The 22125-nt window shown below is 63.1% G+C and carries 22 protein-coding genes and 1 pseudogene; 11 read left to right on the top strand and 12 right to left on the bottom strand.

The features are described 5' to 3' along the window. Positions 1–129: 129 nt before the first annotated feature. The gene (locus RMO89_RS12830) at positions 130–366 is read right to left on the bottom strand and encodes an acyl carrier protein (protein WP_264416307.1); all 237 of its coding nucleotides are present in this window, start codon (positions 364–366) and stop codon (positions 130–132) included. 93 nt (positions 367–459) lie between these two features. Further along, positions 460–2241: an aspartate--tRNA ligase gene (gene aspS / locus RMO89_RS12825; protein WP_310533551.1), complete on the bottom strand. Its 1782-nt coding sequence runs from the start codon at positions 2239–2241 to the stop codon at positions 460–462. Positions 2242–2357: 116 nt separating this feature from the next. Between aspS and rnd the strand changes: the two genes are divergently transcribed. From rnd to RMO89_RS12810, 3 genes are all read left to right on the top strand, one after another. Then, entirely contained in the window at positions 2358–3680 is a 1323-nt protein-coding gene (gene rnd, locus RMO89_RS12820) for a ribonuclease D (RefSeq protein ID WP_310533550.1), read from the top strand. A 235-nt stretch (positions 3681–3915) separates the two neighbouring features. After that, positions 3916–4812 (top strand): hydrogen peroxide-inducible genes activator, encoded by an 897-nt coding sequence (locus RMO89_RS12815; protein WP_310533549.1) that lies wholly within the window; start codon positions 3916–3918, stop codon positions 4810–4812. A gap of 68 nt (positions 4813–4880) precedes the next feature. After that, the gene (locus tag RMO89_RS12810) at positions 4881–5657 is read left to right on the top strand and encodes a hypothetical protein (protein WP_310533548.1); all 777 of its coding nucleotides are present in this window, start codon (positions 4881–4883) and stop codon (positions 5655–5657) included. Positions 5658–5675: 18 nt separating this feature from the next. Here the strand turns inward: RMO89_RS12810 and pgsA are convergent, their stop codons facing one another. Continuing rightward, positions 5676–6248: a CDP-diacylglycerol--glycerol-3-phosphate 3-phosphatidyltransferase gene (gene pgsA / locus RMO89_RS12805; protein WP_310533546.1), complete on the bottom strand. Its 573-nt coding sequence runs from the start codon at positions 6246–6248 to the stop codon at positions 5676–5678. A gap of 145 nt (positions 6249–6393) precedes the next feature. On the opposite strand from pgsA, the gene RMO89_RS12800 reads away from it, so the two are divergent. Beyond that, positions 6394–7701, top strand: a complete 1308-nt coding sequence (locus tag RMO89_RS12800) for an MFS transporter (RefSeq protein WP_310533545.1) — start codon at positions 6394–6396, stop codon at positions 7699–7701. Between the two features lie 7 nt (positions 7702–7708). Here RMO89_RS12800 and RMO89_RS12795 read toward each other — a convergent pair whose 3' ends face one another. Together RMO89_RS12795 and RMO89_RS12790 are read right to left on the bottom strand one after the other, a co-directional pair. Next, positions 7709–7849: a hypothetical protein gene (locus RMO89_RS12795; RefSeq protein ID WP_310533544.1), complete on the bottom strand. Its 141-nt coding sequence runs from the start codon at positions 7847–7849 to the stop codon at positions 7709–7711. Positions 7850–8022: 173 nt separating this feature from the next. Next, positions 8023–8448: an EVE domain-containing protein gene (locus tag RMO89_RS12790; protein ID WP_310533543.1), complete on the bottom strand. Its 426-nt coding sequence runs from the start codon at positions 8446–8448 to the stop codon at positions 8023–8025. 59 nt (positions 8449–8507) lie between these two features. Between RMO89_RS12790 and RMO89_RS12785 the strand changes: the two genes are divergently transcribed. From RMO89_RS12785 to RMO89_RS12755, 7 genes are all read left to right on the top strand, one after another. Then, the gene (locus tag RMO89_RS12785; protein WP_310533542.1) at positions 8508–9452 is read left to right on the top strand and encodes a 2-oxoglutarate and iron-dependent oxygenase domain-containing protein; all 945 of its coding nucleotides are present in this window, start codon (positions 8508–8510) and stop codon (positions 9450–9452) included. An 84-nt stretch (positions 9453–9536) separates the two neighbouring features. Continuing rightward, complete coding sequence (locus RMO89_RS12780; RefSeq protein ID WP_310533541.1) at positions 9537–11192, top strand: EAL domain-containing protein; 1656 nt, start codon at positions 9537–9539, stop codon at positions 11190–11192. A 39-nt stretch (positions 11193–11231) separates the two neighbouring features. Continuing rightward, a complete protein-coding gene (gene dapF, locus RMO89_RS12775) occupies positions 11232–12050 on the top strand; it encodes a diaminopimelate epimerase (RefSeq protein ID WP_310533540.1) in 819 nt (272 codons plus the stop codon). After that, positions 12047–13222 (top strand): MiaB/RimO family radical SAM methylthiotransferase, encoded by a 1176-nt coding sequence (locus RMO89_RS12770; RefSeq protein WP_310533539.1) that lies wholly within the window; start codon positions 12047–12049, stop codon positions 13220–13222. Before dapF ends, RMO89_RS12770 begins: the two co-directional genes overlap by 4 nt. Continuing rightward, on the top strand, positions 13219–14142 hold the full coding sequence (gene ftsY, locus RMO89_RS12765; protein WP_310533538.1) for a signal recognition particle-docking protein FtsY: 924 nt from the start codon (positions 13219–13221) through the stop codon (positions 14140–14142). The genes RMO89_RS12770 and ftsY overlap by 4 nt, the downstream gene beginning before the upstream one ends. Then, the gene (locus RMO89_RS12760; protein WP_310533537.1) at positions 14142–14822 is read left to right on the top strand and encodes an inner membrane-spanning protein YciB; all 681 of its coding nucleotides are present in this window, start codon (positions 14142–14144) and stop codon (positions 14820–14822) included. Before ftsY ends, RMO89_RS12760 begins: the two co-directional genes overlap by 1 nt. 132 nt (positions 14823–14954) lie before the next feature. Next, positions 14955–15530 (top strand): urate hydroxylase PuuD, encoded by a 576-nt coding sequence (locus RMO89_RS12755; protein ID WP_310533536.1) that lies wholly within the window; start codon positions 14955–14957, stop codon positions 15528–15530. A gap of 54 nt (positions 15531–15584) precedes the next feature. Here RMO89_RS12755 and RMO89_RS12750 read toward each other — a convergent pair whose 3' ends face one another. From RMO89_RS12750 to RMO89_RS12720, 7 genes and pseudogenes are all read right to left on the bottom strand, one after another. After that, entirely contained in the window at positions 15585–16079 is a 495-nt protein-coding gene (locus RMO89_RS12750) for a hypothetical protein (protein ID WP_310533535.1), read from the bottom strand. Positions 16080–16310: 231 nt separating this feature from the next. After that, the gene (locus tag RMO89_RS12745) at positions 16311–18269 is read right to left on the bottom strand and encodes a potassium transporter Kup (protein ID WP_310533534.1); all 1959 of its coding nucleotides are present in this window, start codon (positions 18267–18269) and stop codon (positions 16311–16313) included. An 87-nt stretch (positions 18270–18356) separates the two neighbouring features. Continuing rightward, the gene (locus tag RMO89_RS12740; RefSeq protein ID WP_310533532.1) at positions 18357–19001 is read right to left on the bottom strand and encodes a tetratricopeptide repeat protein; all 645 of its coding nucleotides are present in this window, start codon (positions 18999–19001) and stop codon (positions 18357–18359) included. Then, positions 19001–19345: a cytochrome c-type biogenesis protein gene (locus RMO89_RS12735; protein WP_310533552.1), complete on the bottom strand. Its 345-nt coding sequence runs from the start codon at positions 19343–19345 to the stop codon at positions 19001–19003. The genes RMO89_RS12740 and RMO89_RS12735 overlap by 1 nt, the downstream gene beginning before the upstream one ends. A 158-nt stretch (positions 19346–19503) precedes the next feature. Further along, positions 19504–20061, bottom strand: coding sequence for a redoxin family protein (locus RMO89_RS12730; protein WP_310533531.1), 558 nt, complete (start codon positions 20059–20061; stop codon positions 19504–19506). Further along, positions 20058–22001, bottom strand: coding sequence for a heme lyase CcmF/NrfE family subunit (locus RMO89_RS12725; protein WP_310533530.1), 1944 nt, complete (start codon positions 21999–22001; stop codon positions 20058–20060). Before RMO89_RS12725 ends, RMO89_RS12730 begins: the two co-directional genes overlap by 4 nt. Next, positions 21998–22125 (bottom strand): annotated as a pseudogene (locus tag RMO89_RS12720) (cytochrome c biogenesis protein CcmE); the annotation flags it as partial. The gene RMO89_RS12725 and the pseudogene RMO89_RS12720, both read right to left, overlap by 4 nt.

The raw sequence follows: 22125 nt of genomic DNA, 5'->3' as shown, positions 1-22125 counted from the left end.
CGCATGCAGTGCTCCGAAAATACGACAGGCCCAGACCCGCTGAGGGACTGAGCCTGTCTTCAGATTGCTTCAACGAACCTCCCGCCATTCCATCCCAGACAGGCCCGGGACGGGGCAGGACGAGGCCTTTCAGCCCTTGTTTTCGTCGATGTACTTGATCGCGTCGGTGACGGTGCTGATCTTTTCAGCCGCGTCGTCGGGGATCTCGACACCGAATTCTTCTTCGAAGGCCATGACCAGCTCGACGATGTCGAGCGAATCGGCACCCAGATCGTCGATGAAGCTCGCGTCTTCGGTGACCTTGTCGGCCTCAACGCCGAGATGCTCGACGACAATCTTCTTAACGCGGTCTGCGGTGTCGCTCATGGGGTAGTCCTTTTGTGAACGATAGATGAAAAGCTCAGTCCCGCCCCTAGAGAACGGCGGCGGCGCTGGCAAGAGGGTGGACTTCGGTTTGCTTCAACCCTTTTGGGGTTCCACAACGCGAAGATGCAGTTCGCGCAGCTGCTTGTGTTCGGCCTGCGAAGGCGCGCCCATCAGCAGGTCTTCGGCGCGCTGGTTCATCGGGAACAGGGTGATTTCGCGCAGGTTCTGCACGCCGCAGAGCAGCATGACCATGCGGTCGACGCCGGCCGCCATGCCGCCGTGCGGCGGTGCGCCGTACTGGAAGGCGCGGTACATGCCGCCGAAGCGTTCCTCGACGTCGGCCTGTGTCAGGCCGGTCAGTTCGAACGCCTTGACCATCAGGTCCGGGTGCTGGTTGCGGATCGAGCCCGAGGCGAGTTCGTAGCCGTTGCACACCATGTCGTACTGGAAGGCCTTGATCGTCAGCGGATCCTGCGTTTCCAGCGCCTCGAGTCCGCCCTGCGGCATCGAGAACGGGTTGTGCGCGAAGTCGACCTTCTTGTTCTCCTCGTCCCATTCATAGAACGGGAAGTCGATGATCCAGCAAAAGCGGAAGGCATCCTTTTCGACGATACCGAGCGTCTCGCCCACGCGGGTGCGCGCCGCACCGGCCAGCTTGGCGGCCTGATCTTCCTTGCCAGCGGCAAAGAACGCGCCGTCGTTCGGGCCAAGACCAAGGCTGTCCCAAAGCGCGGCCATCTTGTCCTCGCCGTGGTTCTTGGCGATCGGGCCGCCAAACACGCCGTCCTTGCGGGTGGCGTAGCCAAGCCCGGCATGGCCTTCCGAGCGCGCCCACTCGTTCATCTCGTCGAAGAACTTGCGGCTCAGGCCGGCGGTTTCCGGCGCCGGGATCAGGCGAACCTTGCCGCCGCCGCCGACGATCTTTTCAAACAGGCCAAAGCCCGATTGCTCGAACTCGGAGGTCACGTCGCGGATGATCAGCGGGTTGCGCAGGTCCGGCTTGTCGGTGCCGTAATCGAGCATCGCCTTGGCATAGGGGATGCGCGGGAACGTGCCGGCGGGGGTCACGGCCTTGCCATCAGCGAAGGTCTCGAAGATGCCGGCCATGACCGGCTCCATCGTTTCCCACACCTCTTCCTGGGTGACGAAGCTCATCTCCAGGTCGAGCTGGTAGAATTCGCCCGGCAGACGGTCGGCGCGCGGGTCTTCGTCGCGGAAGCACGGCGCGATCTGGAAGTAACGGTCGAAGCCAGCGACCATCAGCAGCTGCTTGTACTGCTGCGGAGCCTGCGGCAGCGCGAAGAACTTGCCCGGGTGGATGCGGCTGGGCACGAGGAAGTCGCGCGCGCCTTCGGGGCTGGATGCCGTGAGGATAGGCGTGGAAAACTCGGTGAAGCCGATGTCTTCCATGCGCTTGCGGGTTTCGCGGATCACGGCGGTACGCGTCATGATATTGGCGTGCAGCGTTTCGCGGCGCAGGTCGAGGAAGCGGTACTTGAGGCGGATTTCCTCGGGATACTCCTGCTCGCCGGCCACCGGCATCGGCAGTTCCTCGGCCTTGCTCAGCACGGTCACGCCGCGGGCAAACACCTCGATCTCGCCGGTCGAAAGGTTGGCGTTGACGGTGCCGGTGCCGCGCGCCTTGACCTCGCCGTCGATGGTGACGACGCTTTCCACGCGCAGGCCTTCGAGCACCGGCAGCGCCGGGCTGTCCGCATCGGCGACGATCTGCGTCATGCCGTAATGATCGCGCAGATCGACGAAGAGCACGCCGCCGTGATCGCGCTTGCGGTGGATCCAGCCCGAAAGCCGGACCGTCTGGCCAGTTTCGGCAGCGGACAAGGCACCGCAATTATGCGAACGATAAATATGCATCGAAACTCTTTCCAATCGGCCCACTTTGTTGCAGGGGCGAAAGCGCGGGCTAACAGGCGAAACCCGCATTTTTGTCAAGCCGCGAGCCCGCATGGGCTCACTTACAGATAAGAAACATGAAAATACACAAACTCATTTCCGACTCAGAAACACTCGCAGCCCTGTGCAAGAGACTGTCCCAGGCCGACTTCGTCTGCGTTGACACCGAATTCATGCGGGAAAACACGTATTGGCCCGAACTCTGCCTGATCCAGATCGCCGACAGCGAGGAAGCGGCGGCGATCGATCCAATGGCCCCTGGGATAGACATGACCCCGCTGATGGACCTGCTGGTCGATAACGAGGACGTGCTGAAGGTGTTCCACGCCGGCGGGCAGGATGTGGAAATCATCTACAACATCACCGGCCGCACCCCTCACCCGATCTTTGACACGCAGATCGCCATGATGGCGGTCAGCCAGAGCGAGCAGATCGGCTATTCGAACCTGTGTGAATCGTGGCTCGGCATCACGGTGGACAAGGGCGCGCGGTTTACCGACTGGTCGCGCCGGCCGCTGGACGCCCGCCAGATTGACTATGCCATTGGCGACGTCACCCACCTGTCGAAAATTTTCCCGAAGCTGCTGAACCGCCTGATCAAGACCGGTCGCGGCACCTGGCTCAATGCCGAGATGGAAAAGCTCGCCGATCCGGACAATTACAAGAACGATCCCGAACAGGCCTGGCAGCGCATTCGCGCCGCGGGCCGCAACCCGGCGATGCTTGGCCGGCTGAAAGCCATCGCCCGCTGGCGCGAGATCGAGGCGCAGGACAAGAACATCCCGCGTGGCCGCATCGCCCGTGACGAGACGCTGGCCGACATTGCCAGCCATCCGCCCCGCCAGCAGTCCGACCTTGCCAAGGTGCGCGGGCTTTCGCAGGCGTGGAAGGAAAACGAGATCGGCCGCCGCCTCGTCGCCGCGATCGAGGCGTCGAAGCCGCTGACCGACGCCGAACTGCCCCCGCGCACTCCGCGCGGCGCGCCGCTGGGCAAGGAAGGCGCACTGGTTGCCGACCTGCTCAAGCTGCTGCTCAAGATCCGCAGCCGCGAGATTGACGTGGCCTCTCGCCTGCTGGCGCGCAGCGATGACCTGGAATTGCTCGCAGCCGGGGTTCGCAAGAATATCCCCCTGCTCGAAGGCTGGCGCTATGACGTTTTCGGCAGGGACGCGCTCGATCTGGTCGAAGGCAAGATGGCCTTCGCCGTGGTCAACGGGAAGCTGAAGATGACGCATGTCGACGACATCGTCGAGGATGAGGCGGTTGCGGCAGAGGCCGACCCGGTTGACGATGACATTCCGGGCGATGACATTCCGGGCGATGACATTCCCGGAGATGACATTCCCGGCGATAGCGGGGCCGAGAATGCCGGGCAAGCGGATGGCGCGGAAGCCGAGTAATAGTCTCGCCTGTCCTACCCGGTGCACTTCTGCGATAAGCGGGGTGCCATGCCTGAATCCAGCCACATCACATCTTTAACACCGCGATTAGACATTAATGACATTTGTTTCAATTGCTTGAATAGCAAATCTTACAGATCGCGAGAGGTTATAGCTTTCCTTCTTGGACAGTGTCCAGTGTGTCCAGTCCATGCGTCACCTTGTGTGTGCGGGCCGCTGCGTTAGAACGCTTGCGATGACCGTCTACCACCCCACGCTCAAGCAGCTTCAGTACCTCGTATCCTTGCACGAGCATGGCCATTTCGGTCGCGCTGCGGAAGCGTGTTTTGTCAGTCAGTCGACGCTTTCGGCAGGCTTGCGCGACCTGGAGACGCTGCTCGGCGTGGTGCTCGTCGAACGGACCAAGCGCGCCGTGCGCTTCACCCCGCTGGGCAATGCCGTGGTCGCCAAGGCGCACCGGCTGCTGCGCGAGGCGGAGGAGCTTTCCGACATGGTGCAAAGCGCCGGCCAGCCGCTGTCGGGCGAAGTGCGGATGAGCGTGATCCCGACGATTGCGCCGTTCCTTCTGCCCCGAATGCTGCCGCGCCTGCGCCGCGAGCGCCCCGCCTTGAAGCTCTACCTGCGCGAGGAAACCAGCGCGGCGGCCATCGAATCGCTGCATCACGGCCGCGCGGACTGCGTGCTGTTGGCGCTGCCCTACCCCACTGGCGATGTCGAGAAGGAGACGATCGAGCTCGATGCGCTTTACGTCGCCTTCCCCAAGGACGATCCGCGCGACCCGCCGAGCGAGGTGTCGCCGGAATCGATCGACGAGGGCCGGCTGCTCCTGCTCGAGGATGGCCATTGCCTGAAGGATCATGCCCTGGCCGCCTGCAACCGCCCGGAACTGCGCGCTTCGGCTACGATGATCGGCACTTCGCTGCACACGCTGGTGCAGATGGTCGACAATGGTCTGGGTCTGACCATGCTGCCCGAAATGGCGATCGATGCGGGCATTCTCAACGGGACGAACGTAGTGGCCCGGCCGCTGCTGTCGAAGACCGCAAACCGAGAAATTGCGCTGGTCTGGCGGCGAAACAGCCCTCGATCCGAGGAATTTCGCCTGCTCGCGGAAGAGCTGCGGGCCGGCTAAGTATTTAACCATTGTTGCACGGCGCTGCACGTGGCATCATCAGGTGAATTGATTTGGGGATTCCGGGCATGAAATTGCAACGCAAAGCTCTTATTCGCAACGCGGTCATCGCCATGATCGTCGCCGATGGCGTCGGGGTCTATTTCCTTCAGGACCGGCTGACGAACCCGCTGCAGGACAGCGCCGCTGCCTATGAGCAAGAAGCGCTTGCCCTTGCCGCCAGTGAAGCCGCCACTCCGCAGGTTTCGCCGCCCAAGCCAGCAGAAGCTCTGGCTAGCCGCGAACTTCCCAAGCCGGCCTTTGGCATGGATGCACCGGTCAAGGCTGAAACAGCCAAGGTTGAGCCCGTAAAGGCTGCCGCTCCGCGTGCCGCAGCCGCTCCGGCTTTGGCCAAGGCACCCGCCGTGCATTCGGTCGCGGCACCCGTTGCCAAGGCTGCGGTAAAGGCGGCTCCGGTCAATTCGCTTGCGGCCAAGCGCACGATCATCGTGCCGCGCGCCGTTGCTTCGGCCAGCACGAAGACGCCGGTCACCTTGTCGGTCACGCATTCGTCCAAGGTCGCCAAGGCCTCGGGGCACAAGCGCACCTCGTTCACCAACGCATTCGCCGGCATTTCGCGGTCGGCCCCGGCGCTGGCCATGCACACGGCAAGTGGTTCGCTGCAACACGCAGGTCCGACGGTCACGGCAGACTTTGCCCCCGATTCGACGGTGCCGCAGGTGGAGATCATGGAAACGGTGCCTCTCGCCATGGCGAGCCAGCCTGACATGATGTCCGATCAGGCGCCGACCATGTCGGCTCCGACCCAATCGGCGTCGGTGGAACTGCCCGCAACTGGCGAATAATCCGTCAGATTGCGCGCCTTAGTCCATGTGCTTGAGGCCGATCCGCAGGTAATCCCAGCCGGTAATCACCGTCAGCACGGCGGCGCCCCACAGCGTCATCAGGCCAACGACTTGCGGCAGGTTGAGGGCGGTGCCGGGAATCAGCCAGCCCGGCAGTCCGCCGGCAAGGATCAGCGAACCAAGCGAGACGATCTGCAGGGTCGTCTTCCACTTGGCCAGCCGCGAAACCGGGATCGAAACGCGCAGGCCGCCAAGGAATTCGCGCAGGCCCGAAACGGCAATCTCGCGCAGCAGGATAACCAGTGCGGCGATGACATGCAGCCCGGCAACGTCATGATTGGCCACCAGCACCACGATCACCGCGGCGATCATGATCTTGTCGGCGATCGGATCGAGAAACTGCCCCAGCTTGCTCACCATACCGCGTGACCGGGCGAGATAACCGTCGAAGTAGTCGGTAATTCCCATCAGCGAGTAGACGACCCAGCCGGCAAGATAGCCAGCAGCCCAGCCCGGCCACCACATCAACCAGACAAGCAGAGGTACCGCGAAAATTCGCGACAGAGTCAGTATGTTGGGAAGGGTCAGCATAGGCAGACCGTTTCTACCCTGTAATAATTGCGGTACATAACCATCCCTGTCCACAACCCAGCGCCAGTATCGGGCGCTTCGGGCTTGTTCGTCGCTTATCGCCCGCTAGGGTCTGCCGCCAAACGGGGGAGCTTTCAAGCAGCGCATGACCACTTCCACACATCTGGTGCGCCAGCGGCGCTTCCTTCCCCTGTTCGTCACGCAGTTGCTCGGTGCCTTCAACGACAACCTGTTCAAGAACGCGATGGTGCTGTTCGTCGTTTATTCGGTTTATAGTTCCGAGGCGGCGGAAGCGAAATTCTCGGCCATTGCCTCGACCGTGTTCATCATTCCGTTCTTCCTGCTCTCATCGCTTGCCGGACAGCTGGCTGACATGCGCGACAAGGCGAAGATCATCCGCATTGTCAAATTCTGCGAAATCCTGATCATGTTGATCGGAGGCGCCGGCCTGTTCCTCGCGTGGAAGGGCTTCGAGACGACGACAATCGCCATCCCGCTGATGCTGGTCGCGCTGTTCGCCATGGGCGTGCATTCCACCTTCTTCGGCCCGATCAAGTACGCCATCCTGCCGCAGCACCTTCGATCTGAAGAAGTCCTCGCCGGCACGGGCATGGTCGAGGCGGGCACCTATATCGCCATCCTCACCGGCACGATCCTGGCCGGCTGGATCGATGTTGAATGGGCGGCGCTTGGCGTCGTGCTGACGGCGATCATCGGTTACATTGCCGGACGGCAGGTTCCCCCTGCCCCGCCGCAGTCGGAGCCCGAGCCGCTCGACTACAATTTCGTGCGCAGTTCCTATCACCTGATCCGTCAAACGACGAGCGACGCCCGGGTGTTCGAAGCGATCATGGCGATCAGCTTTTTCTGGGCGGTCGGAACGGTGCTGTTCATCCAGTTCCCGCCGCTCGCCAAGAACGTGCTTCACGCCAGCAAGGAAGTGGCGAGCCTGTTTCTGGTGATCTTCTCGGTCGGGATCGCCATCGGTTCCGTGTCAATCAACGCCTTGCTCAAGGGCACGGTTTCGGCCCGCTGGTCGGCACCGTCGGTTATCATGATGGGCGTGTTCGTGGTTGCCTTCTACCTCGTCTGCCGCGCCTGGCCGCCGATGGAGGATGGACTGCTCGACGTATCAGCCTTCATCGTGCGCCCGTTGGCGGTTCCGCTGCTGCTGTCGCTGCTCGGCATAGCCGTGGCCGGCGGCATGTTCGTCGTGCCGCTCTATGCTTTCCTGACGACCTTCGTGGAAAAGTCACAGACCGCGCGGACGATCGCGGCGAACAACATCGTCAATTCGGGCGCAATGGTGATCGGTTCGCTGGTGGCGATGGCGCTCAGCGCTTTTGGCCTGCCGCTGCAGGAGCAGGTGTTGCTGAGCGCGGCGATGTGCATGATTTCCGCCCTGCTCGGCGCTCAGCTTTACCGCAGCGAGCGCGCGGCGCGGGGAGAATAGGGCACGATCAGCCAATCCAGGTTGTCACCGCCAGCAGGCAGGCGCTGTAGGCCATCAGGAACATCTTGAGGTCCTGCATGGTAAATCGCCACGAAGAGCGCGCCGGAGTGGCGGCGGCGGTGCGGCAGACATGCGGCGGCAAGTGCATCCGGAACGGATGACGTGCAGATTCATCAGTAACTACAAGGGCTCTTCTCACCGGGCCATTCTCCATGCGACTGGTCCCGGATTAAGAACTTCTTCACCATCGCACCACCCGGAAAATCGAGGTTAACGGCGCGCATCCCGTTTCGGCACAATAAGGTTATTGAGTCTTTCCCGTCACTTGGCGAGATTGAGAATGTGCTCCCACTCGCTTTCGCGCACTTCGGAGACCGAAAGCCGGAACTTGGTCAGCAGCTCCATATCTGCCAGCGCCGGATCAGCCTTGATTTCCTTGAGCGTCACCGGCCGCTTCAGCTTTTTCACCGGCTTGACCTTCACCGAGGTCCAGCGCCCGCTATCATCAGTCGGGTCCTGGAAAGGCCCCTTGCTGACCTTCGCGATGCCGACGATTTCGACGCCGATGTTTGAGTGGTAGAAGAACACCGCATCGCCCACCGACATGGCCCGCAGGTTGAGCCGCGCGGTGTAATTGCGCACACCGTCCCAGGTGCCTTCGCCCTCGGCGATCAGGTCATTCCAGCCGTAAACGTCGGGTTCGCTTTTCATCAGCCAGTAGCGTTTGGGCGGTTTGATTTTCGTCATGAACTTGTCCGTCAAAAGGTCTATGGCGCGCCATTACGCAAATTTGCTGGATAGACCATATGCCCCTTAACACCCTGCCGGTTTTGTCGCTTGCCGACGATCCGGCCCAGTTTGCCCAAGCCATCGGCGAAAGTTTCAAGACATTCGGTTTCGCCATGGTCAAGGATCACGGTATCGATGCGGACCTGATCGACCGCGCCTGGAAGCTGACCGCCGAATTCTTCGCCCTGCCTGAGGCGGAAAAGCGCAGCTATCACAACCCGGCCATCGCCGGCGCGCGCGGCTATACGCCGTTCGGCACCGAGATTGCCAAGGACGCCAAGGCGCACGACCTCAAGGAATTCTGGCACGTCGGGCGTGACTTGCCCGAAGGCAGCCCGCTGGCCGATGCCTCGATGCCGCCCAATGTCTGGCCGGTCCGTCCCGAAGGCTTCAAGGACCTGTTCGAGGAGCTGTACCGCCAGTTCGACGCGACCGGCGCGACGATCCTCAGTCGCATCGCGGTTTACCTCGGGCTTGACGAACACTGGTTCGATCCCGCGATCGAAGATGGCAATTCGGTGATGCGCCTGCTGCATTACCCGCCGATCGAAGGCCTGGATGGCGAAGCGATCCGCGCCGGGGCGCACGGCGACATCAACCTCATCACCCTGCTGCTCGGCGCCGAGGAAGCAGGGCTCGAACTGCTTTACAAGGGGGAGGAATGGATTTCCGCCTCACCCCCGCCCGGGGCGCTGGTGATCAACGTGGGCGATATGCTTGAGCGGCTGACCAACCACGTCCTGCCATCGACCATTCACCGCGTCCGCAACCCCGATCCCGAACGCGCGCGGTTCAGCCGCTATTCGATGCCGTTCTTCCTGCATCTGCGCAGCGACTTTCCGATCCGGACCTTGCCGCAGTGCATTTCGGCGGAAGACCCGGACCGCTATCCCGAAGCGATCCTTGCCGATGACTTCCTCCAGCAGCGGCTGGTCGAAATCGGACTCAAGAAAAAGGGCTGACCCGAAGCCCACGATACTTAACGTTTATTTCATCGCGCCCGGGCATATTCCCCGCACTGCCTGCCAACAGGGGTGCGGGGAATTATGCGTGAAGACGGCGAAAGCCGGCACATTCAAGCCAAGGGGCAGCTCGAAAGAGTGGGCAGGGACATCATCGTCCTGGCCGTATCCTTTGGCGCGCTCATCCTCTTCGTCGGCAACGGAAGCACGGTTCTGCCGCAAGTCGTTCGCTATCTCCAAGGCATCGGCTTGCCGCCAGATCGCCTGCTGAGCAACGCCATGCTGCTCAACATTGCATTGATCGTCTTCGGCTGGCGCCGCTATCGCGACTTGTCCGAACAGGTCGTCGAACGCAGCGCCGCGGAAGAACGCGCCCGTCAACTGGCTGAAACCGACCCGCTCACCGGCTGCCTTAACCGGCGCGCCATGGCGCCCGCCACGGAACACCTGCGCGAGCAGAGCGCTCGCCACGGCGAGCAGGTTGCGCTGCTGGTGCTCGATCTCGATAATTTCAAGCGGCTCAACGACACCAATGGCCATGCCGCCGGCGATGCCGTGCTTAGCGAATCTTCGCGGCGGATGCGCGCCGTTCTGCCCTCCAACGCGCTGCTCGCGCGGCTGGGCGGCGACGAATTTGCCTGCGCTGTTCCGTTCGATTCGGCACGTCCGGAATTCGTCGACCGCATCGCCTCGCAGCTGATCGACTCGCTCTGCGCCCCAATTATCAGCTCGGGAATCACCCTCGAAGGCATCTCCATCTCGCTGGGCATTTCCCGGTCTGACATTCCTGCCGGCAAGACGCTTTCCGCGCAGGACCTGCTGCACATGGCCGACATAGCCATGTACCACGCCAAGAAGGGCGGCAAGAACCGCTACTACTGGTTCGAGCCGCAGATGGAGAGCGAATTGCGCTTTCGTAGTGAGCTGGAAAACGGCATCCGGCGCGGAGTTGGCAATGGCGAGTTCGTGCCGTTCTACGAACCGCAGGTCTGCCTCCAGACCGGCACGATCACCGGCTTCGAAATGCTGGCGCGCTGGCAATCGCCCGAGCTGGGCCTTGTCGGCCCTGACCTGTTCATTCCCATCGCCGAGGAAATCGGCGTGATCGCCGATTTGTCGGAATGCGTGATCCGGCAGGCGCTGCAGGACGCGAAGGAGTGGCACCCCGAACTTGGCCTGTCGGTGAATATTTCCCCCGTCCAGATGCGCGATCCGTGGTTTGCCCAGAAGCTGCTCAAGATGCTGATCGAGGCGAATTTTCCGCCCAGCCGGCTGGAAATCGAGATTACCGAAAGCTGCCTGCACGAAAACCTCGGCCTCGTCCGCTCGCTGATCGCCAGCCTGAAGAACCAGGGCATCCGCATCAGCCTTGACGACTTCGGCACCGGCTACAGCTCGCTGGCGCAACTGCGTTCGCTGCCGTTCGATCGCATCAAGATTGACCGCAGCTTTATTTCAACGCTGGCCAGCAACAGCGATTCGATGACCATCGTTCAGGCCATTGCCTCGCTCGGCAGCGGGCTCGGCCTGCCAATCACTGCCGAAGGCGTCGAAGAACCCGAAGTGGTCGACGAACTGCGCCGGATGGGCGAGTTCAAGGCCCAGGGCTACCTCTATGGCCGTCCCGCCGCCGCGCAGGATGTCGAAAAGCGGCTTGCCGAACTCGGCCTTCTTCGCCGCTCGCCTCACCTTTCCGTGATTGCAGCCGAAGAAGCGATCCCGCGCGCGGCAACCGCATAGGGCTGGACCTTCCCGCGCCGCGTGCCTATCTGCCGGGCCATGCAGGTTCCTTTCGTCAAGATGCATGGCCTCGGCAATGACTTCGTCGTGCTCGATGCGCGCGCGAGCGACGTCCCTGAAATGACGAGCCGGCTGGCCACCGCACTGGCTGACCGCAAAACCGGCATCGGCTGCGACCAGCTTATCCTTATCGAGCCGTCCGACAGCGCCACGTTCCGCATGCGGATCTTCAACGCTGACGGCGGCGAGGTCGAGGCTTGCGGCAATGCCACCCGCGCAGTCGGCTTGCTGCACGGTGCACCGGCGACGATTGAAACGCTCGGCGGTATGCTCTCGTCCAACCCGGCTGACGACGGCGTGGCGGTGGACATGGGCGAGCCGCGCTTTGATTGGAGCGCCATCCCGCTCGCCTATGCGATGGACACGCTCTCCATGCCGGTCGGCTGGGAGGACCTTGATGCGCCTTCCGCCGTCAACGTTGGCAACCCGCATGTCGTGTTCTTCACCCCCGATTGCGCGGTAGTGGAAGTCGAACGGCTCGGCCCGCTGATCGAACACGATCCGCTGTTCCCGGCGCGGGTCAACGTCAACTTCGCCACGGTGACTTCGCGCGATACCATCCGCCTGCGGGTGTGGGAACGCGGCGTCGGCGAAACGCGCGCCTGCGGCACCGGGGCCTGCGCCACGGCCATCGCCGCCATGCGCCGGGGACTGACCGACCGCAAAGTTACCGTCTCGCTCGAAGGTGGCGACCTGACGATTGAATGGGGCGCGGACAATCGCATCCTGATGACCGGGCCGGCGGTTGAATCGTTCCGCGGCACCTTCGATCCCGCCGCTTACGGAGTGGCCGGGTGACGCTGCACGTCGTGTCGCTGGGCTGCCGGCTGAACCTGTCCGAAAGCGAGGCGATGCGCGCCATGCTTGGAGATGCGGGCGACTTGGTCGTGATCAATTCCTGTGCCGTCACCAGCGAGGCTGTGCGCCAGACCCGGCAAGCGATCCGCCGCGCCCGCCGCGCGCACCCCGATGCGCGCCTGATCGTTACCGGCTGCGCCGCCGAGATCGAGCGCGAGGCGATTGCCGCCATGCCCGAGGTCGATGGACTGGTGGCCAATACCGCAAAGCTCGATCCGCGCGCGTGGAACGTGCCTGCCGCGCGGCCAATCACCTCGTCCACCGCCTATACCCGTGCCTATGTCGCGGTGCAGAACGGTTGCGATCACGCCTGCACCTTTTGCGTCATCCCGCAGGGGCGCGGGACGAGCCGGTCGCTGCCCGTCGATGCCGTGTGCCGCGAGATCGAGGGTCACCTCGCCATGGGCGTGCGCGAGGTTGTCGTGACCGGGGTCGACTTGACCTCATGGGGCCATGACCTGCCGGGCTCGCCCGGGCTAGGTGTGCTGGTCGAAGCCATTCTGCTGGCCGCCCCCGCGCTCGAACGGCTGCGCCTGTCCTCGCTCGACGGGATCGAGATCGACGAGCGCCTGTTCGACCTGATCGCCGGCGAGGCGCGAGTCATGCCGCATGTCCACCTCTCGCTGCAGCACGGGCATGACCTGATCCTCAAGCGGATGAAGCGCCGCCACAGCCGCGCCGATGCCGTGGCGCTGGTCGAACGCCTGCGCGCGCGCCGCCCGGAGATCGCCATCGGCGCGGACCTGATCGCCGGCTTCCCCACCGAGGGTGAGGCCGAGCACGACGCCAACCGCGCGATTATCGCCGAGCTAGGCGTCGTCCACGGCCATGTTTTCCCCTATTCCCCCCGCCCCGGCACGCCCGCTGCCAGGATGCCGCAGGTCGAGCCCGCCGCGATCAAGGCGCGCGCTGCCGACCTGCGCGCCGACGTCACCCGCACCCGCGCCGCATGGCTCGCCTCGCTGGTCGGCGTGCCGCTCAAGGTGCTTGCCGAACGCGACGGGACCGGCCATGCGGAAGACTTCGCCAGGGTGCAGCTCGCGCCCGGAACCGAGCCTGGAACCATAGTGAATATCGTCCCTGACCGCGTCATCGAAGGCCTGCTGGCATGAGCGAAGAGACCTGGACTGACCGCGTTTTCGGCGGCTTCCGTAAGACTTCCGAGCGCCTGACCGAGAACCTCTCCGGCATTGTCAGCAAGACACGGCTGGATGAGGCGCAGCTCGACGATCTTGAGGATGCGCTGATCCTCTCCGACCTCGGCCCCCGCGCCGCGCGCCGCATCCGCGACAAGCTGGCCGGTGAACGCTTTGAACGCGGCGCCGATGAACAGTCGATCCGCGAGGCTATGGCCAAGGAAATAGCCGCGATCCTGCGCCCGGTGGCCAAGCCGCTCGATATTGTCGCTTTTCCGCGCCCGCAAGTGATCCTGGTCATCGGGGTCAACGGATCGGGCAAGACGACGACAATCGCCAAGCTCGGCCACCTGTTTCAGGAGCTTGACTACGGCGTATTGTTTGCGGCCGGCGACACCTTTCGCGCCGCTGCCATCGAGCAGCTTGCCGTCTGGGCCGACCGCATCGGCGTGGAAGTCGTGCGCGGCCCCGAGGGGGGCGATCCGGCGAGCATCGTGTTCGACGCGGTCAAGCTGGCGACCGACAAGGGCACTGACGCTTTGATCGTCGACACCGCCGGCCGCCTGCAGAACAAGCGCGAGCTGATGGAGGAACTTGCCAAGATTCGCCGCGTTCTGGGGCGTATCAACCCCGAAGCACCGCACGATGTCGTGCTGGTGCTCGATGCGACCAACGGGCAGAATGCGCTCCAGCAGATCGAGGTGTTCAAGGAAGTGGCAGGCGTGACCGGGCTGATCATGACCAAGCTGGACGGCACCGCGCGCGGCGGCGTTCTCGTCGCGGCTGCCGAGCAATATGGCCTGCCGATCCATGCGATCGGCGTGGGCGAAAAGATCGATGACCTGCGTCCGTTCGATCCCGATCTGGTCGCCCGCGTGATTGCAGGAGTGGCGTGATGACCGATACTGCAACCGCCGCCCCTGCTCCCGCCCCGGCTGCCGAGAAGCACAAGCCCGGCTGGCTGGGCGCCGTCACTGACTACGGCCCGATCGTGCTGTTCTTCGCGGTCTACAAATATTACTCGCCCGAGGACCGCTCAAGCATGGTTGGCGAGATCGCCGCTGTCGTGAAGGGCACGATTGCCTTCATGATCGGTGCAGTCGCCGCCTTTGGCATCAGCCTGTTCAAGTTCCGCCGCGTTTCGCCGATGCTGTGGCTGACGACAGCGATGATCCTGTTCTTCGGCGGGCTGACCGTGTGGACGCAGGATCCGGCGTGGATCAGCCACAAGCCGACCGTCGTCTATGTGTTCGGCGCGACCATGCTGCTGGGCGGCTACTTGCGCGGCAAGGCGCTGCTGAAGGTCCTGCTCGGCGCTGCGTTCGAAGGGCTCGACGATGATGGCTGGATGAAGCTGTCGCGCAACTGGGGCCTGTTCTTCATCGCGCTGGCCGTGATCAACGAAGTGCTCGCCAACCGCGACTGGTTCACTTTCGACCAGTGGTTGAAGGCCAAGCTGTGGCTTTTCCTGCCGCTGTCCTTCGCCTTCACCTTTGCCCACATGCCGATGCTGCTGCGCCACGGCCTTGCCAGCGAGGACAAGGACGAGGCCGAAGCGATCACGCCGCACGAGTGATCGGGGAGCCCTAGCAAGAGATCAGGCTGGGGATTCCCGCCGAAACCCGGTGACAATCGTTCGCAATTGGCGCAAATAGAGTGCGAAGCTGGTCGTTCCAGCTCGCAGATTTGAAATAATTAGGGGGAAGCTATGGCCAAGTTTTTTGGAAACCTGCACCTGGTGCTGCTCGTGGGCCTCGCGGCCGCGATTGGTGTCATGTACTGCTACAACGCCGATATTCCGGTTACCGCCAATTCGGTGCTGCACTGGCTGCACAGCTTTGTCGGCATCCTGTGGATCGGCCTGCTCTATTACCTGAACTTCGTCCAGGTGCCGACCATGCCGAAGGTCCCGGCTGAACTGAAGAAGGGCGTCACCGGCTACATCGCGCCCAAGGTGTTCTTTTTCTTCCGCTACGCCGCGCTGCTGACGGTCGTCTTCGGCCTGTGGATCGCCATGGAGCAGGGCTACGGCCACCGCGCTCTGACCTTCTCCGGCGCTACCCGCGCTGAGAACATGATCGGTCTGGGTATGTGGCTCGGTCTGATCATGGCGTTCAACGTGTGGTTCCTGATCTGGCCCGCGCAGAAGAAGATCCTCGGCATCGTCGAGGCTTCGGACGAAGCCAAGGCCAAGGCCGCACCGCTCGCGCTCGCCGCCAGCCGCACCAACCTGCTGCTGTCGCTGCCGATGCTTTATTGCATGGTTTCTGCCAACCTCAGCTGAGGTTTGACAGACCAACAAACGATGCGGCGCTCCTTCGGGGGCGCCGTTTTCGTTTCAGGCCAGTGAAAGCAACGGCTGCAGGCTGACATGCGCGGCAACATGCCCCACCAGCCCCGCCGTCCACCCGTGCCGCCAGCACAGCCAACCCCAAAGCACTCCGGCAGCACCGTGGAGCGTCACTTCGCGCAGCACAGTCAGCGCCGACCAATCCAGCCCCGAGAAATAGCCGCGCGCAATGAGCGGATAGGCCGCGAAAGCCGTCAGCAGCACGGCCAGCCAGTGCAGCCAGTCGCCGCGCCTGCCGGTCAATGCCATCGCCGCCCACGTGATGACCGGCAGGGCAATCAGCCGCAGTTGCACTTCGTCATAAAACGCCCCGCGCGCGAACCAGGCGATGCGCGCCAACGGGCCTGCCTCGGCCACCATGTCGTGCTGGACCTGCGGCACGATGCTGGCAAAGACAGTCGCATCGGCAAAGGCCATCCACGCGCCGAAGCCCAGCCCTGCCCCCGCCGCAACACCGAGCGAACGCAGGCCTCGGCGTGGCAAGAGCGAAAAACCGGTTTCGCCCAAAATCGGTAATGATTTCGGTATGGCCCAGCCCCCCAAGCATCGTCACCCTGAACTTGTTCCAGAGTCCATCAAGCCGTCATGCCCGGCCCTCAGACACGATGCGCCGCGGTGCCGTTGCGCGTCGTTACACAGATCCCGAGATCAGGCACGATGGATGCTGAAACAAGTTCAGCATGACGGCAAGTATTTTGGCGGGGCTCCCAGCCCTCAAATCTCTACCTGGCTGCCCAGTTCGACCACGCGGTTCGTCGGCAAGCGGAAGAACTCCATCGCGCTGGCCGCATTGCGCAGCATCCATGCGAACAGCTTTTCGCGCCAGATCGCCATGCCTGGCCGTGATGAGGCGATCAGGGTCTGGCGCGACAGGAAGAAGCTGGTCTTCATCATGGTGAATGGCTCGCCGCAGACATTCGCTTCCTTCAGCGCGGCGGGAACATCGGTTTCCTCAAGGAAGCCATAGCGGAGTGTCAGGCGGAAGAACCCTTCGCCGAACTGCTTGCAGGCCACCCGGTTCTCCGGGCTGACGACGGGGACGTCCTGAATGTCGACGGTCAGGATCACAACGCGTTCGTGCAGCACCTTGTTGTGCTTGATGTTGTGCAGCAGCGCGGAAGGCACGCCGGCGCTGTTCGATGCCATGAACACCGCCGTACCGGGCACGCGCTGGGCGCTGGAATGGGCGCTCTTGGCGAAGACCTCGAACGGGATCGTGCCTTCGGCCATGGCAGCGCGCATCAGGGTGCGGCCCTTTGACCAGGTGGTGAGCAGGGTGAAGATGAACAGGCCGATGGCCAGCGGCACCCAGCCGCCCTGCGGCACCTTGATCAGGTTCGCGCCGAAATAGGCGATGTCGACCACGATGAACACGCCGATCAGCGGTACGGCCTTCCACAGCGGCCAGCGCCACAACGTGATCAGCACGGCAGCCAGCAACATCGTATCGATGAACATCGCCCCGGTTACCGCGATGCCGTAAGCGGCAGCAAGGGCGGACGATGAACCGAAGAACAGCACCAGCACCAGCACCATGACCATCAGGCCCCAGTTGACCACCGGGATATAGATTTGCCCGGCCGCAGCCGCGCTGGTGTGCTTGATCTGCATGCGCGGCATGAAGCCAAGCTGAATCGCCTGATGCGTCAGGCTGAACGCGCCCGAGATCACCGCCTGGCTGGCAATGATCGTCGCCAGCATCGCCAGCACGATTACCGGGATGCGCACGGCATCGGGGATCATCAGGAAGAACGGATCCTTGATCAGCGCGGCAGCAGAAGCGGCATCGGGCTGCGACAGGACCATTGCGCCCTGCCCCATATAATTGAGCATCAGGCATGGCAGCACGAAGGTCATCCAGCTGACGCCAATCGGGTTGCGGCCAAAGTGGCCCATGTCGGCATAAAGTGCCTCTGCCCCGGTCACCGCCAGCACGACCGAACCGAGTGCGACAAAGGCGCGGAAGCCGTCTGTCATGAAAAAGTTTAGTGCATTCAATGGGTTGATGGCCTGAACGATGATCGATGGCATTTCCGCAATGTGCATTACTCCCATCACTGCGAGAGTGACGAAATAGACCAGCATGATCGGCCCGAACAAGGTGCCGACCTTCTCGGTCCCGCGCGACTGGATCGCGAACAGGCCGAACAGGATTGCGATCGCCAACGGCACGATGAACTGCTTGAAGCCGGGGTGGACGTATTGCAGGCCCTCAGTCGCCGAAAGCACCGACATGGCCGGGGTGATCATTGAATCGCCATAGAACAGCGCCGTGGCAAAGACCCCGAGCAGGATGAACGGCGCGGTCCACTTGGCATTTTCGGACTTGCGATTGATAAGCGCGAGCAGGGCCAAGCTGCCACCCTCGCCCTTGTTGTCCGCCTTCATGATGGTGAGGACGTATTTGAAGGTCACGACGATCATCATCGACCAGAACACCAGGCTCAGCACGCCATGGATGTGGACCGGATCAACCGAGATGCCAGGGGCACCGTGGTGCGAGGCAAATGTCTCTCGGAAGGCGTAAAGTGGGCTGGTGCCGATGTCGCCAAAGACGACGCCGATCGCGCCGATCGCCAACTTGGCAAGGCCGCCGTGATGAGCGCCCGGGTTATGGCTGGAGGCATTGGCGTCTGCGGGTGCAGCTTCGCCGGAAATGTGCGATTCAGACATGCTCACGCGCGCCCCTGTTGATGCCGGCGACTCGGCTGCGCGCGCCTAGCATTGGCGCAAGGTACCTGCAACGCAATGCGTGATTGGCTACTGCCCGCCGGCGCCCTTTTGCCGTGCGATGAAGGCATCGAGATCGGCCAGCCGAGCGGTCAGTTCGGACCGCCACGGGGCATCAGCCGGGCTGCGAGCGAGCAATTCTGCCCAGATGGCGCGGCCTTCCTCGGTCCGGCCAGACTGCGCCAAGGCAAGGCCAAGGAAGAACGGCGGTCCCGGATGATCGGGCGCGGCGCGCTCGGCGTTGCGGTAGGCAAGCACGGCGGCGGGTGAAAGGTTGCCCTCGGCATGGCCGACCAGCGCATTGGCCATGGCCAGCCAAGCCTCGCCATTGTTCGGCTGTTCGGCAACCGCGCCGCGCAGCAGTTCGGCGGCGTCACCATATTGGCCGTGACGTGCCAGCGCATCGGCGGGAGTCATGTACTTATCGGTCACGGTTGAACCATTGCCCATCGCCTTGCGCGCCTTGACCGCTTCAGCGGCTTCGGCCCCAGCAACCTTCTCCTTGGGCGCGGTCGGCGATCCGGCCATCGACGGGTTTCCTTGCAGGGCATAGCCGGCAAGGCCGACGATCAGGGCGGCAGCACTGACCTCCCAAGTGCGGCGCGGCAGTTTCAGCACCAGCGCCATGACGAGGAAACAGGCCAGCGCCAGAATGCCTGCGATCAGCCAGCCCATCACTTGCCTCCCTTGATAAAGCGGCGGCGCAGCAACAAGGCAGCGATCAGCAGCAACAGCACCGGCAACACGAACAGCGGCCAGGTCAGTGCCGTGACCTGCGGGCTGTAGCTGATATAGTCACCATAGCGCGCAACCAGCCACTTGCGGATCGCCTCCGGCTCTTCCCCGGCAGCAATGCGCGTGCGGATCTGGTTGCGCAGGTCACCGGCCATAGACGCGTCAGAATCGGCGATCGACTGGCTCTGACAGGTCAGGCAACGGATGGTCTGCATCAGTTCGTGGGCCTTGGCCTCCAGCTGAGGATCGTCAAGCTGGCGGTTGGCGAGCGGCGCCTGCGGCATGGTGTCGTCAGCGAAGGTGGGGGCTGCGAACAAGAGAGCAAGCAGGGCGATCAGCAAGGTCGTCCCGGACCTGATCCGGGACCGCAGGAGACCGGACGCAAGCTCGCGTCGACGAGGCCAGCGATCCCGGCCTTCGCCGGGATGACGGATTACTGCAATCACTGCCCCGCCTCCCGCAGCTTGGCGAGCAGCTTGGGCACGTCATCGGCGGTGATCACTCCGATGTGCTGGTGGCGTATCACGCCCTTGCCATCGATCACGAAGGTCTCCGGCACACCTGCCGAACCAATGCCGACCTGCACCGCGCTGAAGTTATCTGCTCCGATCCGCGCGAACGGATTGCCGTTGCGCGCCAGAAATGCGGCGAGTTCCGGCTTGTGGTCGCGAACTGCAACACCGTGAATTTCCACACCCGCATCCTTGAGCGCGGCCAACTGCGGCGACTCGACTGCGCAAGGCACGCACCATGAAGCAAAGACATTGAGTAGCCGCGGCTTGCCGACGAAATCAGCGCGCGCCAACCCGGGGCGATCATCGCTCGCCGCTGCCAGGTTGAATTCGGGGAGCGGCTGTCCGACAAAGCGGCTGACCACGTCCTTGTTCGCTGGCCAGAACAGTCCGACGAGGACGAGCGCAATGAAGGCCATGAAAAACCCGAGCGGCAGCCACACAGCCCAGCGCGGTCCGTTTGCGGAAGCGATTTCAGGCGCGCTCATCGTCCCTGCCTCTGCCGGCGATAGGCAATCTTGCCCCGCGCGGATATCCGGCGCAGGTCGCTCGCCACGCGGCCAATGAGGGCAAGCAGTCCGCCCAGCGCGACAAGAATCCCGCCAAGCCAGATCATCGGTACGAAGGGCTTCCACCACAGGCGGAGCTGCCAGCGGCCGTCCTCAGCTTCCTCGCCCAGCACGGCATAGAGTTGCCCGTTCCAACGGGTAACGAGCGCGGATTCGTTGGTCTGCTGCGGCGGTGTCCAGAACGAGCGCGACTGGGGCGCGAGCAGGATCGGTGCAGCGCCGTTGTAGCTGGCTTGCAAACCAGCCTCGAGCGCGGTCCAGTTCGGGCCGGCGACGGGATCGATGGCCTTGAGTTCGATCTTCCACGGACCGACCGCGACCTTGTCGCCCACATTCACCGCGACCAGCTTCTCGGTGGTAAAGGCGCTGTCGCTCGCCATGCCGAACAGCGAAACCGCGATGCCGAAGTGGGCGAAAACCATGCCCCAGAGCGGCAGCTTGACCTGCCTGAGCTTGCGCCCCCGCAGCGGCAGCAGGCTGGCAATTCCGATCGCCGGAGCCAGAGCCAAGCCGATGATCGGCAGCACATGCGACGGCACGAGAACGATCGCGACGACAAGGCCGGCAAGGCCCAGAAGCACGGGGATAATCAGCGACTTGCGCACTCGCCCAAGCGAATCCCTCCGCCAACGGAGCAAGGGTCCGACTGCCATGACGAGCAGCATCGGCACCACGAAAATGGCGGTAAACGGGTTGAAATAAGGCGGCCCGATCGAGACCTGCTGCCCCAGCGATTCCGCCAGCAATGGATAGAGCGTGCCAACCAGCACGATGCCGAGAATGCACGAAAGCATGACGTTGTTGAACACCAGCGCCGACTCACGGCTAACCACCGAAAACCGCTCCCCCTCGCTCACCGTAGATGCGCGCAGGCCGAACAGTAGCAGCGCTCCGCCGATGTAGATTGCCAGCAAAACGAGGATGAAAGCCCCCCGCTTGGGATCAACGGCGAAAGCATGAACCGAGGTCAGAATGCCCGAGCGAACGAGGAACGTGCCGACCATCGACATCGAAAATGCCACCACGCCCAGCATCACCGTCCACGCCCGCAGGGCATTGCGCGATGCAAGGACGGAGCAGGAATGAAGCAGCGCCGTTGCAGCGAGCCACGGCATCAGCGACGCATTCTCGACCGGATCCCAGAACCACCAGCCGCCCCAACCTAGCTCGTAATAAGCCCAGAACGATCCAGCCGTGATGCCAAGCGTCAGGAATATCCACGCGCCCAGCACCCATGGCCGCATGGCGCGCGCAAATGCGGGCGAAACCTCGCGGGTGATCAGCGCACCGATGGCGAAGGAAAAGGCAATCGAGAGCCCGACATAGCCGATGTAAAGCGTGGGCGGATGAAACGCGAGACCGGGGTCCTGCAGCAGCGGATTGAGGCCCTTGCCCTCCGCTTCTGGCACCATGCGGGTGAAGGGGTTCGAGGCGAACAGCAGGAAGGCATAAAAACCAAGGCTAACGAAAGCCTGCCCGGCAAGCGTCGCCAGCATCGTCCGTTCCGGCAAGCGTCGCTCCACCAGCGCGACAACGGCTCCCGCTAGCCCCATCACCGTCACCCACAGTAGCATAGAGCCTTCGTGGTTGCCCCAGGCACCGGCGATCTTGAACATCATCGGCTTGGCGGAGTGCGAATTGGCATAGACCAGCTTCACCGACAGGTCGGTCTGCGCAAAGACGATCAGCAGCGCGGCGAAAGATGCGAGGCCCAGCACACCCTGCACCACGGCCACCGGACGCACCACGCCGCCCAGCGCCTCGCCCTTGCGGGTAAGCGCCATGCCGCCGGCGAACAGTTGCAGCGCAGCCAGCGCCGCCGCGAGCCACAGGGCGGCAAGGCCGAATTCTGCGGTCACTTGGTTTCTTCCACCGTCTTGCGCGCCTGCGCCTCGGTCATCGCCTTCATTTCGCGCGGCACGTATTTTTCGTCGTGCTTGGCGAGCAAGTTGTTGGCCACGAAGGTGCCGTCAGCGGCCAATT

It is taken from the genome of Novosphingobium sp., assembly GCF_031424035.1.
Lineage (GTDB): Bacteria > Pseudomonadota > Alphaproteobacteria > Sphingomonadales > Sphingomonadaceae > Novosphingobium.
This window is presented reverse-complemented; position numbering and strand designations above follow the sequence as displayed.

Coding starts and splice junctions, on each gene's coding strand:
- RMO89_RS12830 (WP_264416307.1), bottom strand. CDS start 366: ATGAGCGACACCGCAGACCGCGTTAAGAAGATTGTCGTCGAGCATCTC.
- aspS (WP_310533551.1), bottom strand. CDS start 2,241: ATGCATATTTATCGTTCGCATAATTGCGGTGCCTTGTCCGCTGCCGAA.
- rnd (WP_310533550.1), top strand. CDS start 2,358: ATGAAAATACACAAACTCATTTCCGACTCAGAAACACTCGCAGCCCTG.
- RMO89_RS12815 (WP_310533549.1), top strand. CDS start 3,916: ATGACCGTCTACCACCCCACGCTCAAGCAGCTTCAGTACCTCGTATCC.
- RMO89_RS12810 (WP_310533548.1), top strand. CDS start 4,881: ATGAAATTGCAACGCAAAGCTCTTATTCGCAACGCGGTCATCGCCATG.
- pgsA (WP_310533546.1), bottom strand. CDS start 6,248: ATGCTGACCCTTCCCAACATACTGACTCTGTCGCGAATTTTCGCGGTA.
- RMO89_RS12800 (WP_310533545.1), top strand. CDS start 6,394: ATGACCACTTCCACACATCTGGTGCGCCAGCGGCGCTTCCTTCCCCTG.
- RMO89_RS12795 (WP_310533544.1), bottom strand. CDS start 7,849: ATGCACTTGCCGCCGCATGTCTGCCGCACCGCCGCCGCCACTCCGGCG.
- RMO89_RS12790 (WP_310533543.1), bottom strand. CDS start 8,448: ATGACGAAAATCAAACCGCCCAAACGCTACTGGCTGATGAAAAGCGAA.
- RMO89_RS12785 (WP_310533542.1), top strand. CDS start 8,508: ATGCCCCTTAACACCCTGCCGGTTTTGTCGCTTGCCGACGATCCGGCC.
- RMO89_RS12780 (WP_310533541.1), top strand. CDS start 9,537: ATGCGTGAAGACGGCGAAAGCCGGCACATTCAAGCCAAGGGGCAGCTC.
- dapF (WP_310533540.1), top strand. CDS start 11,232: ATGCAGGTTCCTTTCGTCAAGATGCATGGCCTCGGCAATGACTTCGTC.
- ftsY (WP_310533538.1), top strand. CDS start 13,219: ATGAGCGAAGAGACCTGGACTGACCGCGTTTTCGGCGGCTTCCGTAAG.
- RMO89_RS12760 (WP_310533537.1), top strand. CDS start 14,142: ATGACCGATACTGCAACCGCCGCCCCTGCTCCCGCCCCGGCTGCCGAG.
- RMO89_RS12755 (WP_310533536.1), top strand. CDS start 14,955: ATGGCCAAGTTTTTTGGAAACCTGCACCTGGTGCTGCTCGTGGGCCTC.
- RMO89_RS12745 (WP_310533534.1), bottom strand. CDS start 18,269: ATGTCTGAATCGCACATTTCCGGCGAAGCTGCACCCGCAGACGCCAAT.
- RMO89_RS12740 (WP_310533532.1), bottom strand. CDS start 19,001: ATGGGCTGGCTGATCGCAGGCATTCTGGCGCTGGCCTGTTTCCTCGTC.
- RMO89_RS12735 (WP_310533552.1), bottom strand. CDS start 19,345: ATGCCGCAGGCGCCGCTCGCCAACCGCCAGCTTGACGATCCTCAGCTG.
- RMO89_RS12730 (WP_310533531.1), bottom strand. CDS start 20,061: ATGAGCGCGCCTGAAATCGCTTCCGCAAACGGACCGCGCTGGGCTGTG.